Raw genomic sequence first — 16502 nt, 5'->3', positions numbered from 1 at the left:
CTTTGTACAGGGTTTACCAATGAAAGCAACCACTGTCCGCCATAATAACAACAAAATCACCAACGTAATTGAGCTTTTCACAACCATTCTATGATCTTAGTCCTTAAATCATTCCAAGTTGTAAAAATCATCAGTAGCAACACTAAGCTGATTCCTATGCGGAAGCCAATATCTTGTACTCGTTCATTTAACGGTTTCCCCCGAACAGCTTCAATAACATAGAACAACAAGTGTCCTCCATCTAGGACGGGTACGGGAAGTAAGTTTAACAAGCCGATGGAAACTGAAAGAACTGCAATAAGGTTAACAAGCGGTATAATGCCATGCGCGGCTACCTGGCCCGACACTTCTGCAATTTTGATCGGGCCACCCAGTTGCGAGGTATCCTCGGTGCCATGGAATAGACCGGCAATATAGCCACCAGTACGTGCAATAATAAACCAAGTTTCTTGCGCACCAGCGCCAAGCGCTTCTAGCGCTCCATAGCTACGTACTTTGACATCTCCAGAGCGCCCACGATGCTCAATACCTAAAACACCAACCTTTTGAGTGTTTCCAAACGGATCTGTCAGCTCTTGCCGCTTTGGCGTTGCTTTAAGGTGAACAAGAACTCCTTCACGGTCCACGTCGATACGCAATTCCTGATTGGCACTGGCCGTTACGATTCGTTGCAAATCGGCAAAACTCTCAATTTCAGAATCATTGATACGTAAAATGATATCTCCCGGCTCAAAACCGGCAACCTGCGCAGCACTATCAGGACGTACCGCATCAACCCGAGGCACGGTTTCCATTTTTCCCAAAAAGAAAAACAAACCTGCAAAAATCACAATGGCAAGAATGAAATTGGCAATTGGCCCCGCCGCAACAATAGCCATACGTTGCCAAACAGATTTCGCAAAAAATGCAGTTCGCCGTGTCTCTTCATCCATTGACGCAATTTCTTCGCGACTTGGCATGCTTGCCGCATTCTCATCACCGGAAAACTTCACATACCCACCAAGTGGTATCCAGCAAACCTTCCAACGCGTCCCGTATTTATCATTACGACCAAACAGCTCACGTCCAAAACCAACAGAAAACGCATCAATTTTAACACCGCAACGTCTGGCAACCCAAAAGTGACCAAGTTCGTGAAAAAACACCACAACCGTCAAAACAAACAGGAAAGGAACAATCGTTCCAAGCAATGAGTTAAATAGGAAGTCTAGCAGATCCATACCATTTCCTTCAGGCAAGTGCCCATAAGTTATTTTTCAACTGCGATGAGTATTACACCTTAAGGCTCACCTTTGAAAAGTGTTTCAAGCCGCCCCAAACAGACGCACCGAGGCGCACACATTTCACTATAGCCGAACCATTTTAGGTTATAAGTGGGTTTATTTTAGGCAACCTGTTGCAGTTTTACAATTCTCTCATGCGCACAAATACGTGTTCGCGCATCAAGAGCAAGCACACCCTCCAAATCAAGCTCTCCACCCAGCTCACCTTGCTGGTTGAAAATCTCCAAGCAGTGCTCAACAGTTTCGACAATATCAAGAAAACCGATTTGGCCTTTTAGAAAAGCCTCGACCGCGACTTCATCAGCAGCATTAAACACGGTACCAGCAGCATCCCCAAGGGCCATAACCTCTCCCACAAGCCGCATAGAAGGAAAGCGCTCTAGATCCGGTTTTTCAAACGTCAGTGCACTAATCTCGGTTAAGTCCAAAGGCTGGACATTAACACGCAAACGCTCAGGGTAAGAGAGGCAATGCGCAATTGGCACTTGCATATCAGCCGGCCCCATATGCGCAAGCAATGAGCCATCATTATATTGCACCAACCCGTGAACAAGAGACTGCGGATGCACCCAAACCCCAATCTGCTCAGGAGAAACAGGAAATAGGTGCCGACATTCAATAACCTCAAAAGCCTTATTCATAAGTGTTGCGCTATCAATCGTAATGCGCTGCCCCATCGACCAATTGGGATGCCTCAAGGCTTGTGCGGGCGTTGCAAGCTTCATTTCTTCTCGGCTATTTTGCCGGAAAGCGCCCCCTGATGCCGTAATGATAACTTTATCTATCGCTTTAACATTATGAGTCTCAAAGACCTGAAACAGAGCGTTGTGCTCTGAATCCAAAGGCAATAAGGGCTTACCTGCTTTTTGCGCCGCAGAGCACACCAGCCGTCCGGCACACACCAAGGATTCCTTATTGGCAAGCGCGACCTGATTGCCTGCCCGCAGCGCAGCGAGCGTAGGCTCCAGCCCTGCCGAACCTACAACTGCAGAAACCAAAATATCAACATCGCGTTGCGCCGCTTCAAGTACAGCCGCACGACCAGACGAAACAGATATCCCAAGGCCACCAACAGCAGCCTCCAAATCGCCTTGCAGCTCTTCATTTGCCACAACAACATGGGAAGGGTTAAATTGGCGGCAAATGTCGATCAGAGCCGCCACATTTTGGTTGGCAACCACCGTATCCAATTCAAACTGCTCAGGGTGTGTGCCTATGAATTTAAGTGTACTCTGGCCAACAGATCCAGTCGCACCCAAAATACTTATCTTCTTAGGCATTTAAAACACTCACCTTATCAGACCAAATCATTTAGCATAAACCTACGATAAGCTTAATAAAGCCGTCGCAGGCATCTCCAAGGCACCACCAATCATAAGAGCAATGATATATGCAACCACGCAGGCAAATACCAAGCCATCCATTCGGTCAAGAACACCGCCATGACCAGGTATTAAGGCACTTGAATCTTTCACACCAAAACGACGCTTAAGCGCAGATTCAAATAAATCACCCAATTGCGAGCTAACAGATAAAATAAAAGTAATACCAATAACATAAGCATAATTTTGCGAGCCAGCAAAACGTGCCATCAAGACACCAGCTAAAACAGCCAGCAACAAACCACCAATGGCACCACTCCACGTTTTGCCCGGTGAAACCGCTGGCCAAAGTTTAGCACCACCAATGGAACGCCCGCAAATATAAGCGCCAACGTCAGTAACCCATACGACAACAAGAAGAAAGAAAACAGCCCAAAACCCGTTCTCTCCCAATCGCAAGCTATAAATGGCAATGAGCGATAAGGAGGCGTATAAAAAGCCTTCCCCCACCCAACGTGCGGACTTGCTAAAACCGCCTGCCGCATAAACAGAAATAACCCCAATGACCACTGCAAGCAGCGCATATATATAAAGGCCGGACAACAGCAAACCGCCAATACCGGCAAGGAGCAAAAAGCCGGCCAAGCCACTCGCCCCGCGCCGACGCGAGCCAACAATCTTAACCCATTCCCAAAACATGAGCATACACGTCGCTAAAGCAAGCGCCAAAAAGTAATGCCCCCCTAGCCACAACAATAAAAGCGCAATGGGAATCAAAATAAGCGCTGAGAATGTACGCGTTAATAGATCCGGGTTTGCAGCAAGTGCCCGCTTGATTCTATTGTTATTAGGCATGTTTTCTTTTGTCATGTGTTATCACTTTGCTCTTCATCAAGGCCGCCAAATCGCCTTTTTCGCTTGGAAAAAGAAAGTAACGCCCGATCAAAAGCATCAGCATTAAATTCCGGCCATGGCTCCGGCGCAAAGTAGAGCTCGGCATAAGCCAGCTGCCACAACAAAAAGTTCGATATCCTTTGCTCACCGCTAGTACGAATTATTAAATCTGGGTCAGGTATATCACCGGTATCAAGATACTGAATAATCTCGGTCTCACCAATGGCATCTAGTGCAACACGGCCCATACTCACATCGCGCGCAAGTGCTTGAACTGCGCGAACAATCTCTTGCCGGCCACCGTAGTTAAATGCCACCTGTAAACGCAGCCCTGTGCACTCGGCAGTTTTTGCTTCTGCACGCTCCAACAAACCCAACAGGTCCTTGGGCAAGTCGTGGCGATCGCCAATTATGCGCACTCTTACATTGGCTTTTTTGAGTTTTTGTAAATCACTTTCAATAAAAAGCTTCATCAGACCAAGAAGGAACTGAACTTCTTTTTCTGGTCGGCGCCAATTCTCGCAGGAAAAACCGAAAATTGTTAGAAACTCTATACCGCGCTTTTGCGCATGGGCAACACTATCGCGAACAACTTGCACACCGCGCCGGTGCCCTTCTGTGCGTGGCAACCCCTTACTCTGCGCCCATCGCCCGTTACCGTCCATAATCACAGCAACATGACGTGGCAAACCCTCTTTCTCACATTCAGAGACAGGTTCAGCTAACAGCTCCGCAGGTTCTGCCATACTTCACTCTCTTATTACCCTTGCCGTTAGGCAAAGAAATATTCCTATAAATCACAACCGAAGTAACCAAGACCAAATCAAGCTAGCATAAGTTACCTCGGTTGCCATGAGCTTAAATCTGTTTGATTTCCTGCTCTTTTTTCGCCAGAACACTGTCGATTTCAGCAATAAACTCGTCGGTCATCTTCTGAACCTTGTCAGAAGCTACCCGACTATCATCCTCACCCATCTCACCAGCTTTTTCTTGCTTTTTGATGGTATCCATACCATCACGTCGCACATGGCGCACAGCAACCTTAGCTGTTTCAGAGTGCTTATGAGCAACTTTAACCAGTTCAAGGCGACGCTCTTCGTTCAGTTCGGGAATCGGCAAACGCAATGTTTGTCCGTCAACAACCGGGTTGATACCCAAACTGGATTCGCGAATTGCTTTTTCAGTTGCAGCAACCATCGAACGGTCCCAGATTTGTACTGAAAGCATACGCGGCTCTGGAACGGAAACGGTTGCGACCTGGTTAATTGGCATTGGCGAGCCATAAGCATCTACCATAATCGTGTCCAGCATGCTGGCAGAGGCACGGCCAGTCCGCAGACCAGAAAATTCGGTTTTCAAGGCAGTAATCGCACCATTCATGCGACGCTGCAGATCATCAAAGTCTACTTCAGACATTTTTCCCTCTTTCGAATTTTAAAGAACCAAACCGCAAGCAGCAAAACACTATTGCTCGGCCCAACCGCGTTTAATCCTCAATAACCGTAAACAGCCCCTGCCCTCGTAACACATTTACAAGCGCACCTGACGTGTGGATGGAGAAAACAACTACAGGAATTGCATTGTCGCGGGCAAGTGCAATTGCCGTCGCATCCATGACTTTCAAACCTTTTTCAAGAACATCTCCTGGAGAAAGCGTCTCAAAACGCTTTGCATCAGGCACAAGCTTGGGGTCTGCATCATAAACACCATCAACCTGCGTTCCTTTCAAGAAGGCATTACACTGCATTTCTGCAGCCCGTAACGCCGCCCCAGAATCAGTTGTAAAGAATGGATTACCGGTACCACCGGCAAACAAAATCACATCACCATCTTCCATGTAACGTTCTGCACCGCGTTGGGTAAAAGTTTCACAGATAGAAGGGACAGGGACAGCAGACAGCACACGCGCTTGAATACCAAGACGGCGCAACGCATCCGCAAGCGTCAATGAGTTCATGACAGTCGCTAGCATGCCCATATGGTCACCGGTCACACGGTTACCACCCTTGGCAGCAACTGCAACGCCACGGAAAATATTACCGCCACCAACAACAATACCAAACTGGGCACCAAGACGAACAGCCTCGGCAATCTCACTAGCTACCCGTTCCACGACCTTGGGGTCAATACCGAAACTCTGATCTCCCATCAGCGCTTCGCCTGATAGTTTAAGAAGAACCCGCTTCCAGCGCAGTGAATGAGACATAGTAAACCCCTTGTCGTGTCTCTAGATACAATAAGGGCGCCGATTAAAACCGACGCCCTATAGAATTAGTTACCGGCAGCAGCTGCAACTTCTGCAGCAAAGTCGGTTTCTTCTTTTTCGATGCCTTCACCGAGGGCATAACGAACAAAGCTGGTCAGTTTAATTGGCGAACCAATTTCTTTCGCAGCTTCTTCGATTGCTTGCTCTACAGTCAGATCAGGATTGATCACGAAAGACTGTTTTACAAGTGTAACTTCCTCGTAGAACTTACGCAGACGACCTTCAACCATCTTTTCGATGATGTTTTCAGGCTTACCGGATTCTTTAGCTTGTTCAACGTAAACAGCGCGCTCACGCTCAACAGCAGCAGGGTCCAGTTCATCAACGTTCAGTGCCATTGGGTTGGTCGCAGCAACGTGCATTGCAATCTGACGGCCCAGTGCCTGCAACTTGTCTGCAGCACCAGCAGATTCAAGAGCAACTAGAACACCAATGCTACCCATACCATCAACAACAGCGCTGTGAATGTATGTTGCGACAACACCTTCACTAACACTCAAACGGGTAGAACGACGCAGTGTCATGTTCTCACCGATTGTTGCAACAGCATCTTTGATTTCTGCTTCAACTGTTTTATCAGCGCCTGGGTACGGTGCAGCGGCCAATGCCTCAACACCACCTTCAGTAGCCACAGCAACAGAAGCAACATCACGAACCAGCTTCTGGAACAGCTCGTTACGAGCTACGAAGTCTGTTTCGGAGTTCAGCTCGATAACAGCTGCAACATTACCGTTTGATGCAACGCTTACCAAGCCATCGGCAGCTACACGACCAGCTTTTTTAGCAGCCTTAGCCAAACCTTTTGTGCGCAGCCAATCAATTGCTGCTTCCATATCGCCGCCGTTTTCTTTCAGCGCGGCTTTACAATCCATCATGCCAGCACCGCTAGTTTCGCGGAGCTCTTTAACCATTGCAGCAGTAATGCTCATCGATCGCCTCTTGGACGGAAGTGAAAAACAATTATCGGCAAACCCGACTTCCGGATACTGTTTACCGATGTGTCACATCGTGAGTGTGACGATACCCATAAAAATGAGAATCGCCACACAAACTTGTACACATGAGACAAAGCAGCCTCACAGCAAGCGCAGATTAACCTTCAGCTTGCTCTTCAGTGCCGGTAGCTTCTTCAGCCAGTGCAGGCTCTTCAAGAACCTGCTCGGACTCACCAAGGTCTACACCCATACCACCTTGTGCGCGGGCAATACCATCGATAGCAGCGCGGGCAATCAGATCACAGTAAAGTGTGATTGCGCGGCCGGCATCGTCGTTGCCTGGAACAGGGTAAGTGATGCCATCCGGATCACAGTTGGAATCCAGCACAGCTGCCACTGGGATACCCAGGCGGCGAGCTTCTTGAATAGCAATTGCTTCACGGTTGGTATCGATGATGAAGATCAGGTCAGGAATACCACCCATGTCCTTGATACCGCCGAGGTTGCGCTCAAGTTTTTCACGCTCACGGTCAAGGAACAAACGCTCTTTCTTAGTCATACGGTTTGCTTCACCGCCATCAAGCAGTGATTCAACCTTGCGCAGACGCTGAATGGACTGGGAGATTGTCTTCCAGTTTGTCAGCATACCACCAAGCCAACGGGCGTTGACGTAGTACTGAGCAGAACGACGGGCAGAATCAGCAACAGCTTCTTGTGCCTGACGCTTGGTACCAACCAAAAGCACACGACCACCACCGGCAACAGTATCGGAAACTGCTTTAAGTGCCTGGTGTAGAAGTGGCACAGTCTGACCAAGGTCAAGAATGTGAATGTTGTTGCGTACGCCAAAGATGTAGTTGTTCATCTTTGGATTCCAGCGGTGCTTCTGGTGACCAAAGTGGACACCAGCTTCGAGCAGCTGGCGCATTGTAAAATCGGGCAATGCCATAACCCTGAACTCCTTGATTTTCCGGTTTAAACCTCCGCAGGGGAACAGCAGATGCTGCGCCTTTACCGGATGGGCGCACCAAAAGGCACACCCGCCCCTGCGTGTGGGATGTGGGCGTTATAAGGAGCATTGCGGAAAATTTCAAGCGATTATCAAACAAAGATCAACAGACACTATTGAGCACTTAAACGCATCGACACCTAAAAATACAAAATTAGTACAATTGCTAAATATATAACACTTACCTAATACTCCTGGGCGGGAGATTATATAGGGATTTCAACTTATGTATAATACGCAGATTACAAGGCTTATATTCAGGTTTCTAGCCATTCTTTCTATTAGTATCCTGACAGCGTGTGGCACCACATCTAAATTACAAACTGCCTAAGGAAAAAACAAAACCGAAACGGACTTACGCGCTTACAACATCATTCTTATTCGCGACTTTGACTATGCCGAAAATAAAATCGACAAGAGTCGTGAGGAAATGCAAATCGTCTCCAATAAGTTTAGTGAGCTGATTTATAACTATACGCGCAGCACCTATGCTTTTCAAAAGGTAATACGCATAAAACATGCTGCTAACACAAAAGCAGAAGCTGAAAAACTCACTGGACCGGTAGCTGTCGTCTCGGGGCAAATTACAGAGTTTGAAGATGGCAACGCTACGGCACGCGCCATGATCGGTTTTGGGTTTGGCTCTTCGCACTTTGACGCCGATGTCGTAGTAAGCGATGCCCGCACTGGCACGGACCTGGGACACATTAAGGTTGATAAACACAGTTGGCTCTTAGGCGGTGCAATCGCGTCAACACAAGATGCCCGCTCATTCATGCCAGTTGCCGCACAAAGCATCGCCGACGAATTGAAAAAATCAAAGCTGTAATTCAAGCTTATACGATATCACTTAAATGAAGGAAAAGGAGCTAAAAGATCCTTTTCCTTCAAGATATTATAATTGGGAACCTTTCAATGAATACGATTTTTAAAAAGCTTTCAATATTACTTGCGAGTTCTCTAGCACTAGCCAGTTGCATGAAAACGGTCAAGCTTTCCGATGAAAACCATAAAAAGCTGGCATCTCAACCGATTATTGTTCTTGAAAATGCCAATTCGGATGAACACCGCCAAGACAGTACAATGCAGGGTCAAGGCCTGATAGCAATGGCGATTATTGGCACAGTTAACTTGGCTTCAGGTACTTATAACGATATGGCAGCAGCACCGCGTGCCAAAATTGCACCTCTTCCGCCCCTAAGGGAGCAAATAGTTAACCACCTTAAAGCAAACCATTCCATGCAGTTCGCAGGAACCAGATAAGGGCCATTTATGCCAGGGGCGGTAACGTCAAAAGAACGCATCAAGCAACTCGCTGACTACGCAAAACACACCAATTACAAAGGTTATATGCTTGATATCAAACCCGGTAGCTTCACCTCGAAAATAACCGGCATTGGTCCTTTTACAAATATTCAATTCCACTATAGTGCCTATGCAATCATTGCTTCATCCGAGGGTGGAAAGCCCCTTGCACAAGCCCAATGCACGGTAAACGATGAACATGATTTAAGTGAGTTTAATGCTGCTGGCAGTAAATTGGCTAATTCTATTGCTGTAAAACTGGGTAAAGAATGCGCCAATGAAATCATCGCGGCTATTTTTTAGCTTTTAAAAACACATCTTCGAAAATTGGGAACTGTTATTTCGAAGATGTGTAATCTTTAAGACAGCCAGCGACATATCAAAGTAGCAGTAGGTAAACCTTAACTACTGTTACTTATTTAGAAACCCCGTCAAAAATAGAATTAAATAACAACTATATATTAGCAATACTGTATTCTTGCAGTTCTTTACACTCAGTGCCCATTTCATGAATTCTGCAAATCATTCAATACACATGGCTTTCTTATTTATCGTGCTTTAAATGCAATGCAGTGCCATACAAAATATCAGCCTTGTACCGACCTCAAATTGCAGACCCTAAAGTTAGAGCACCAGCTTCAATAAAGCTCATCCTAATATTGTTCATAAAACTTAATTCAGCCGAATTTGACCAATGCCACACTTGATAATTCGCTATATGAAATTCAAGCAACAATTATCTCCTAGGAATACCAATGATCTCTCGCCCCAAAATTGTTACCGTTCTACTCGCTATTGCACTGGCTAACTGTACAAAAACAATGAATCTCTCCGAAAAAGATGCAGCAAATATTGCCAATGCTGATGTGATAATTGCTGTTGGTCCCGCCATAAAACACCAGCGGACAGTTAATGGTAATCTGCTCGCCCAATCTATTCCGGGGTTAACGAATGAAACCATAGAAAAAGAACGACAAAAAGCAGCGATACCAACACAGGCACCTCAGCCGCTACTCCTTGCTGATTTAACGGATTACTTTAAAAATAAGAAGACTGTAAACTTCAAAGGCATTTTTGCAAGTAAACAAAGTACAAAACTAATTCCTGAGAACGAGCGCATCGCTTCACTACAAAAAGAAGCAGCAGCAAGGAAATATACCGGTTACTACCTTGAAGTGACCCCGCAATCAAATCGATCACAAATAATTCAAGGTGCTTTCACGAATTCAATTAAATTTAACTATGAAAATACAGCAACTCTAATTTCTGCCAGTAGCGGAACAATCGTTGCGCAAGCCAGCTGCAATATTATCAAAGAATACCCTTTAGATGACTACGTAACGAAATCGTCTTCCTACGCCAACTCCCTGGTTCAAAACATGGGAATTGAATGTGCAGATCAGCTTATTCAAAGGCTTTTCTAACAGCAGCCTAATTACTTATCAGCTTGCGGTGGCATCTTGACTGTTGCCACCACTTATTTACAAAATAACCTCATTAAACTGGGCCAGCAAATAAAAAATGCCCTAATGCATTTGTGTCTCGACAACACCGGGAAGAGAGCGCAGTGCGCCAGCAAGCTGCGGCGAAAGTTGATACTTGCCTGGCAAACGAACCTCGACCTCACGCTGCCCATTATCCAATAACAACACGCAGCTCACTTCACCATCACCACCAACATGCAGTTGTCGTTTTAGGACAGCAACTGGTTCGGTTGAATTCAAGAAAATGCGCAGTGAACGATGCACGCGCGATGCCACTTTTTCAAGTGGTTCCACTTGCTGGATACGCACCCCAACCTCATCATCGCGCATATCGGCCTGAACCAATAGCACGACAGAAGCCCCCGGCTCCAAAGCCTCTCGATATTGATTAAGCCCTTCGGAAAACAAAATCGCCTCGTATTGTCCGGTCGGATCAGAAATGCGCACAATCCCCATTTGATTGCCATTTCGGGTTTTTCGCTCTTGGCGCGACACCACCGTTCCAGCCAGCCGGCCAGCTGCGGCCCCGGCTTTAACCGAGTGCTCAAAATCCTTCCACATTTGTACCCGCAACTTTTCAAAGAGTTCGCGGTATTCATCCAAAGGATGGGCTGAGAGGTAAAACCCAACAGCCGCCATTTCTCGTTGTAATTTTTCTGAAGGTAACCAGGGGTCTGTATCTGGCAAAATGAGCGGCTCTGGAGCCTCCACTCCGCCAAACAATTCATTTTGACCAGAGTTGGCATTTTGCTCGGCCCGTTGAGCCATACCAACCAGCCGATCAAGACCAGCAATTATCTGTGCACGATTGCTATTGAGCTCATCAAAGGCACCAGCCGCCACAAGATTTTCAAGTGTACGCTTGTTCAAAACCTTAACAGAAACTCTTTGGGCAAAGTCAGCAAGACTTTTGAATGGCTTTCCTCCTCGCGCTTGCACAATGTGCTCAACAGCACTTTCACCAACACCTTTAATGGCGCCCATGGCATAAATAATTTTGCCATCCTGCACATCAAAATGCACACCGGAAAGATTAATAGAAGGCGGCACCACCTCAATACCCATACGCATGGCTTCTTGGCGAAAATCACCTAGCTTATCGGTATTACCCAAATCAAGCGTCATGATACCAGCAAGAAACTCAACCGGATAATTGGCCTTAAGCCATGCGGTTTGATAGGCCACCAAGGCATAGGCGGCCGCATGCGATTTGTTAAAACCGTAGTTGGCAAACTTTGCCACCAGGTCATAAATCATACCCGCCTGGTCTTTATCGACCCCGCGCTCCACCGCACCTTCGGTAAACCGCGCCCGTTGAATCTCCATCTCAGAGGCAATTTTTTTACCCATAGCGCGGCGCAGTAAGTCCGCCTCACCCAGCGAGTAGCCGGAAAGCACTTGAGCAATCTGCATCACCTGCTCTTGATAGACGATAATGCCATTGGTTTCTTTCAATATTGGCTCAAGAAGCGGATGTAGAAAATCAGGTTCCTGCTCACCGTGTTTCACCGCATTATAAATGGGAATATTATCCATAGGGCCGGGGCGATACAGCGCCACCAAGGCCACAACATCCTCAAACCGGTCGGGGCGCATGCCGGCAATTGCCCGCCGCATCCCCTGGCTTTCCAACTGGAAAACGCCGACGGTCTCGCCTGCAGCAAGAAGCCTATAGGTGTCCGGATCATCAATGGCGATAGTAGAAATATCTACATTAATATCTCGCTTTTTCAGCAAATCCAGCGCCGTTTGAATAACAGTGAGTGTTTTCAGTCCCAAAAAGTCGAACTTGACCAGCCCCGCCGCTTCAACCCACTTCATATTAAACTGGGCAACCGGCATGTCCGAGCGCGGATCGCGGTAAAGCGGCACCAGTTGCTCAAGCGGACGATCACCAATCACCACACCAGCGGCGTGTGTCGAAGCATGGCGGTATAGTCCTTCCAGCTTCTGCGCCATTTCCAAAAGCCGCGAAACCACTTCTTCTTGCCGTGCCGCCTCGCGCAAGCGTGGTTCTTCCTCCAATGCCTGCTTCAACGTCACAGGTGCAGCAGGCGTTCCCGGAACCATTTTCGAAAGCCGGTCCACCTGTCCGTAAGGCATTTGTAAAACACGCCCCACATCACGCAGCACCGCTTTCGCCTGTAGCGTTCCGTAGGTGATAATTTGCGCTACCTGCTCGCGCCCATATTTGCGCTGCACATAACGGATAACCTCTTCACGTCGATACTGGCAGAAGTCGATATCAAAATCCGGCATGGACACACGTTCCGGATTCAAAAACCGTTCGAACAGCAACGAGTAGCGCATGGGGTCAAGATCGGTAATTGTTAATGCCCACGCCACCAGCGAGCCCGCACCAGAACCGCGTCCCGGCCCTACAGGTATACCTTGGTTCTTGGCCCATTTAATAAAGTCGGCAACAATAAGAAAATAGCCGGGAAACTTCATCCCGATGATAATGCCAAGTTCGTAGTCCAGCCGCTCCCAATAGTCTTTCTCTGCCAAGTCAGGCGCAAGACCATTCATATCCAGCCGCTTTTGCAAACCTTCTTTCGCCTGACGTGTCAGCTCTTCCGCCTCGGCCTTTTCCGCCTGCTCCGCATCCGCATCCGCCCCTGCAAAGCGGGGTAAGATAGGCGCGCGCTTCAAAGGGCGATAATGACAGCGCTTGGCAATTTCGACCGTATTTTCCACCGCCTCAGGCAAATCAGCAAACAGTTCCACCATTTGCGAGCGGGTTTTAAAGCAGTACTCGGCTGTTAACTGACGCCGGTCGGTTTCTATTAAAACCCGCCCCTCAGAAATCGCCAGTAACGCATCATGTGCTTCAAAATCATCAGGTGTCGGGAAAAAGCATTCGTTGGTTGCTACCAAAGGAATATCCAGCGCATAAGCCACATCAAGCAGCAATGGTTCGCTCATATTCTCTTCGCGCATACCATGGCGTTGCAATTCGATATAGAAGCGATCACCAAACAACCCGCGCAGCTTTTCTGCCCGCGCATTAACCAGTGCAACACCCCCATGAGCACAAGCTTTGTTGAGGGGGCCATATAAACCACCACTTAAGGCAATCAGCCCCTCATGCTTTTGCTCTAGACGTGAAAAAGGAATATTCGCCTTATGCCCTGGCTCCGTATCCAAAAATGCCCTTGAGCATAAATCCATTAGGTTTTCATAGCCCTGCTCATTGATGCACAAGAACACCATATCGCACAGGGCTTCGTCCCCTTCCCCCTCACCTTGTAAATCTTCAAAATCAACGGTGATTTGGCAACCAATAATCGGTTGCACACCCGCTCCGAATGCTTTTTCCGAAAACTCCAAGGCACCGAACAAGTTGCCACTATCTGCAATACCCAACGCAGGCTGTTCATCGGCTATAGCCAAATCCAAAAGCTTTCCCAAAGGCAAAGCCCCCTCAAGAAGAGAGTAAGCACTATGGTTGCGAAGATGTATAAATTGCGGATCTGTCATGCGACTGCCTTAAGAACTACCCTATGGGATTGAAAACCCAATTTGCTGCACCAAGCATGTGTTGTCGAGCACAATACGCAAGAACCGGTCAACATCCACAGACACAGCGTCAAAGTACGGCTCCATTATGAAAATGGAGTGGCAATAGCTTCAAACCAGATATGAACACTTGCTAAAAAGCTGGTAATAGCAACCAAACTCACCAAATCCCGTAGCATATAGGAGAACATCGCACACCTCACCTTTGTTTATAATTTGAACTCTTTATGTTCTATATTTGTTCCGATTCAAATTGAAATGGCAACCCCTATTTTTAACTTTTTTGCCCCATGGTTAACAAAAGAAAAAGGGCCTTGAAAACAAGGCCCTACAAACGCTCTTCTATAATTAGCAAACGAAGCTGGCTAGTTGAGCTCCACAACTTTTCCATCTCGCAATGTAATTCGACGGTCCATCATACGCGCCAACTCAAGATTGTGCGTCGCCAATAACGCCGCAACACCAGAAGCGCGAACCAATGCCTTCAATGCATCAAATACGTATTTAGAAGTTGTGGGGTCCAAGTTACCGGTCGGTTCATCAGCGAGCAAAACCCGTGGACCATTGGCAACAGCCCGAGCAATAGCAACCCGCTGTTGCTCGCCACCAGAAAGCTCGGAAGGGCGATGCGCTTCACGCGGACCAAGGCGCATGTAATCAAGCAATTGCCGCGCCCGTTCTTCCGCTTCCTTGCGCTTTAAACCACGAATAAGCTGCGGAATAACAATATTTTCAAGTGCAGTAAACTCGGGCAATAACTGGTGAAACTGATAGACAAACCCTATTTCATTACGGCGGATGGCTGTGCGCTCTTCATCATTAAGCGAACCACAAGCGCGCCCCCCAATATACACTTCCCCCTCTTGTGGCCGCTCGAGCAGCCCCGCCAAATGCATTAGGGTAGATTTGCCAGACCCGGATGGCGCAACCATCGCCACCAGCTCCCCCTCAAACAACTGTAAATCCGCTTGTTTGAGAATTTCCAGCCGGCCTTTACCCTCTTCAAATGAGCGAGACACACCGCGTAGTGCAAGTGCAACATTCTTTTGTTTCTGGTTGGAACCGTGCTCTGCTAGCATTGCTTTATTCATCATTCGTAACGCAAAGCCTCCACAGGATCCAGTTTTGCTGCCCGCCAGGCAGGGTACAAAGTTGCCAAAAAGCTAAGAGCCAAAGCCATCAGCACCACAAACCCCGTTTCACTGGGGTCCATGTCAGCTGGTAACTTGGAAAGAAAATACAACTCAGGCGAGAATAATTCTGTTCGCGTAATGTAGGAAATTCCCTGTCGGATCGCTTCAATATTCAAGCACACCACCGTTCCCAACACAAAGCCTGCCAAAGTGCCCAGCGTACCAATAGAGGCGCCAGTAATAACAAATATCCGCATCACTGCGCCACGCGTTGCACCCATGGTCCGCAATACCGCGATATCACGCCCTTTATCCTTCACAAGCATTGTCATGCCCGAAATAATGTTCAAAGCTGCAACCAGAACGATGAGTGTTAAAATGAGAAACATAACATTACGTTCCACCTCAAGCGCAGAAAAGAACGTCATATTGCGTTGTCGCCAATCGCTCACATACACAGGGCGCTGAGCAGCCTCTTCAGCAGATATGCGCAGCGGCCCAACACTATCAGGATCATTGGAATAAAGCTCTATACCGGTGGCAAGCCCCTCTTTATTGAAGTAAAGCTGCGCTTCTTCAAAGGGCATAAACACAATTGTACCGTCATACTCGCTCATACCGATTTGAAAAATAGCGACAATATGATACGCTTTCACCCTTGGCGTCATCCCCATAGGAGTAATCGAGCCACGTGGGGAAATAACACGAACACTATCACCAACAACAACCCCAAGCTGACGCGCTAAGCGGCTCCCTATGGCAATACCATTACTGTCATCAAACCCTTTTAAGCTACCGGTCAAGATATTACCGGAAACCAATGGCAATTGATCCAAATCACTTTTATGTACGCCGCGAAATAAGGCTCCTAAATCAGCACCTGGACCAGAAATCATTGCTTGCCCCTCAACAAAAGGCATAGCAAATTTAACCCCATCCAATGCGGCCAATCGCGCACTGACCTCTTTATAGTCATCAAACTTGCTATCAATCGGCTGCACCAAGATATGGCCGTTAATACCAAGGATTTTGGTCAGTAATTCACTACGAAATCCATTCATCACGGCCATAACAATAATCAGCGTCGCAACGCCCAGTGTTATGCCAAGAAAAGACAAGCCGGCAATAACAGATACCACCGCTTCTTTGCGCTTGGAACGTAAATAACGCCCCGCCAGCAACCATTCAAAACTGGCGAAGGGCCGGGTTTTCGTGGGGCCAGCATCCGCGCTTTGTGCCGTCATCAAATATAACTCCAATCAGGCTAAATGCTTCTTACAAAACAACAGAACACAAAAGCCCCTGTACAAACAAGGTAAAAGACCCGACTGCCAACGACTCCCTTGTGCATG

Annotated in this window: 15 protein-coding genes; 4 read left to right on the top strand and 11 right to left on the bottom strand. The window is 47.5% G+C overall.

What is annotated here, in order from left to right:
* Positions 1-77: 77 nt before the first annotated feature.
* From rseP to rpsB, 8 genes are all read right to left on the bottom strand, one after another.
* Positions 78-1220, bottom strand: coding sequence for an RIP metalloprotease RseP (gene rseP, locus AYK67_RS04430; protein WP_068082852.1), 1143 nt, complete (start codon positions 1218-1220; stop codon positions 78-80).
* A 164-nt stretch (positions 1221-1384) separates the two neighbouring features.
* Positions 1385-2563, bottom strand: coding sequence for a 1-deoxy-D-xylulose-5-phosphate reductoisomerase (dxr, locus tag AYK67_RS04425; protein WP_068082849.1), 1179 nt, complete (start codon positions 2561-2563; stop codon positions 1385-1387).
* Positions 2564-2605: 42 nt separating this feature from the next.
* Positions 2606-3475 carry a phosphatidate cytidylyltransferase gene (locus tag AYK67_RS04420; RefSeq protein WP_068082846.1) on the bottom strand — a complete coding sequence of 290 codons (870 nt, stop codon included), beginning with the start codon at positions 3473-3475 and terminating at the stop codon, positions 2606-2608.
* Positions 3472-4245: an isoprenyl transferase gene (locus tag AYK67_RS04415; RefSeq protein ID WP_068082843.1), complete on the bottom strand. Its 774-nt coding sequence runs from the start codon at positions 4243-4245 to the stop codon at positions 3472-3474. The genes AYK67_RS04420 and AYK67_RS04415 overlap by 4 nt, the downstream gene beginning before the upstream one ends.
* Before the next feature lie 112 nt (positions 4246-4357).
* The gene (frr, locus tag AYK67_RS04410; protein WP_068082840.1) at positions 4358-4915 is read right to left on the bottom strand and encodes a ribosome recycling factor; all 558 of its coding nucleotides are present in this window, start codon (positions 4913-4915) and stop codon (positions 4358-4360) included.
* Positions 4916-4985: 70 nt separating this feature from the next.
* On the bottom strand, positions 4986-5705 hold the full coding sequence (gene pyrH / locus AYK67_RS04405; RefSeq protein WP_068082837.1) for a UMP kinase: 720 nt from the start codon (positions 5703-5705) through the stop codon (positions 4986-4988).
* 65 nt (positions 5706-5770) lie between these two features.
* Positions 5771-6694 (bottom strand): translation elongation factor Ts, encoded by a 924-nt coding sequence (gene tsf / locus AYK67_RS04400; RefSeq protein ID WP_068082834.1) that lies wholly within the window; start codon positions 6692-6694, stop codon positions 5771-5773.
* 163 nt (positions 6695-6857) lie between these two features.
* Positions 6858-7649 carry a 30S ribosomal protein S2 gene (rpsB, locus tag AYK67_RS04395; RefSeq protein WP_068082831.1) on the bottom strand — a complete coding sequence of 264 codons (792 nt, stop codon included), beginning with the start codon at positions 7647-7649 and terminating at the stop codon, positions 6858-6860.
* A 490-nt stretch (positions 7650-8139) separates the two neighbouring features.
* Between rpsB and AYK67_RS04390 the strand changes: the two genes are divergently transcribed.
* From AYK67_RS04390 to AYK67_RS04375, 4 genes are all read left to right on the top strand, one after another.
* Entirely contained in the window at positions 8140-8538 is a 399-nt protein-coding gene (locus AYK67_RS04390; RefSeq protein WP_068082828.1) for a DUF4410 domain-containing protein, read from the top strand.
* 86 nt (positions 8539-8624) lie between these two features.
* Positions 8625-8972, top strand: a complete 348-nt coding sequence (locus AYK67_RS04385; protein WP_068082822.1) for a hypothetical protein — start codon at positions 8625-8627, stop codon at positions 8970-8972.
* A gap of 9 nt (positions 8973-8981) precedes the next feature.
* Entirely contained in the window at positions 8982-9317 is a 336-nt protein-coding gene (locus AYK67_RS04380; protein WP_068082819.1) for a hypothetical protein, read from the top strand.
* A gap of 518 nt (positions 9318-9835) precedes the next feature.
* Positions 9836-10438: a hypothetical protein gene (locus tag AYK67_RS04375; protein WP_156453048.1), complete on the top strand. Its 603-nt coding sequence runs from the start codon at positions 9836-9838 to the stop codon at positions 10436-10438.
* 102 nt (positions 10439-10540) lie between these two features.
* Here the strand turns inward: AYK67_RS04375 and dnaE are convergent, their stop codons facing one another.
* From dnaE to AYK67_RS04360, 3 genes are all read right to left on the bottom strand, one after another.
* Complete coding sequence (dnaE, locus tag AYK67_RS04370) at positions 10541-13978, bottom strand: DNA polymerase III subunit alpha (RefSeq protein WP_068082816.1); 3438 nt, start codon at positions 13976-13978, stop codon at positions 10541-10543.
* A gap of 404 nt (positions 13979-14382) precedes the next feature.
* Positions 14383-15096 (bottom strand): ABC transporter ATP-binding protein, encoded by a 714-nt coding sequence (locus AYK67_RS04365; protein ID WP_173645100.1) that lies wholly within the window; start codon positions 15094-15096, stop codon positions 14383-14385.
* A gap of 11 nt (positions 15097-15107) precedes the next feature.
* Positions 15108-16394: a lipoprotein-releasing ABC transporter permease subunit gene (locus tag AYK67_RS04360; RefSeq protein WP_068082811.1), complete on the bottom strand. Its 1287-nt coding sequence runs from the start codon at positions 16392-16394 to the stop codon at positions 15108-15110.
* Positions 16395-16502: the final 108 nt, after the last annotated feature.

The organism is Polycladidibacter stylochi, assembly GCF_001562055.1.
Lineage (GTDB): Bacteria > Pseudomonadota > Alphaproteobacteria > Rhizobiales > Stappiaceae > Pseudovibrio > Pseudovibrio stylochi.
The sequence above is the reverse complement of the archived record's forward strand: the minus strand, read 5'-3'. Positions and strand labels throughout refer to the sequence as shown.

Bases quoted from the DNA above. Each gene is read 5' to 3' on its own strand.
- AYK67_RS04360 (WP_068082811.1), bottom strand. From the start codon at position 16,394: ATGACGGCACAAAGCGCGGATGCTGGCCCCACGAAAACCCGGCCCTTC.
- pyrH (WP_068082837.1), bottom strand. From the start codon at position 5,705: ATGTCTCATTCACTGCGCTGGAAGCGGGTTCTTCTTAAACTATCAGGC.
- tsf (WP_068082834.1), bottom strand. From the start codon at position 6,694: ATGAGCATTACTGCTGCAATGGTTAAAGAGCTCCGCGAAACTAGCGGT.
- AYK67_RS04365 (WP_173645100.1), bottom strand. From the start codon at position 15,096: ATGCTAGCAGAGCACGGTTCCAACCAGAAACAAAAGAATGTTGCACTT.
- AYK67_RS04420 (WP_068082846.1), bottom strand. From the start codon at position 3,475: ATGACAAAAGAAAACATGCCTAATAACAATAGAATCAAGCGGGCACTT.
- dnaE (WP_068082816.1), bottom strand. From the start codon at position 13,978: ATGACAGATCCGCAATTTATACATCTTCGCAACCATAGTGCTTACTCT.
- AYK67_RS04385 (WP_068082822.1), top strand. From the start codon at position 8,625: ATGAATACGATTTTTAAAAAGCTTTCAATATTACTTGCGAGTTCTCTA.
- AYK67_RS04375 (WP_156453048.1), top strand. From the start codon at position 9,836: ATGAATCTCTCCGAAAAAGATGCAGCAAATATTGCCAATGCTGATGTG.
- frr (WP_068082840.1), bottom strand. From the start codon at position 4,915: ATGTCTGAAGTAGACTTTGATGATCTGCAGCGTCGCATGAATGGTGCG.
- rseP (WP_068082852.1), bottom strand. From the start codon at position 1,220: ATGGATCTGCTAGACTTCCTATTTAACTCATTGCTTGGAACGATTGTT.
- rpsB (WP_068082831.1), bottom strand. From the start codon at position 7,649: ATGGCATTGCCCGATTTTACAATGCGCCAGCTGCTCGAAGCTGGTGTC.
- AYK67_RS04380 (WP_068082819.1), top strand. From the start codon at position 8,982: ATGCCAGGGGCGGTAACGTCAAAAGAACGCATCAAGCAACTCGCTGAC.
- AYK67_RS04415 (WP_068082843.1), bottom strand. From the start codon at position 4,245: ATGGCAGAACCTGCGGAGCTGTTAGCTGAACCTGTCTCTGAATGTGAG.
- AYK67_RS04390 (WP_068082828.1), top strand. From the start codon at position 8,140: ATGCAAATCGTCTCCAATAAGTTTAGTGAGCTGATTTATAACTATACG.
- dxr (WP_068082849.1), bottom strand. From the start codon at position 2,563: ATGCCTAAGAAGATAAGTATTTTGGGTGCGACTGGATCTGTTGGCCAG.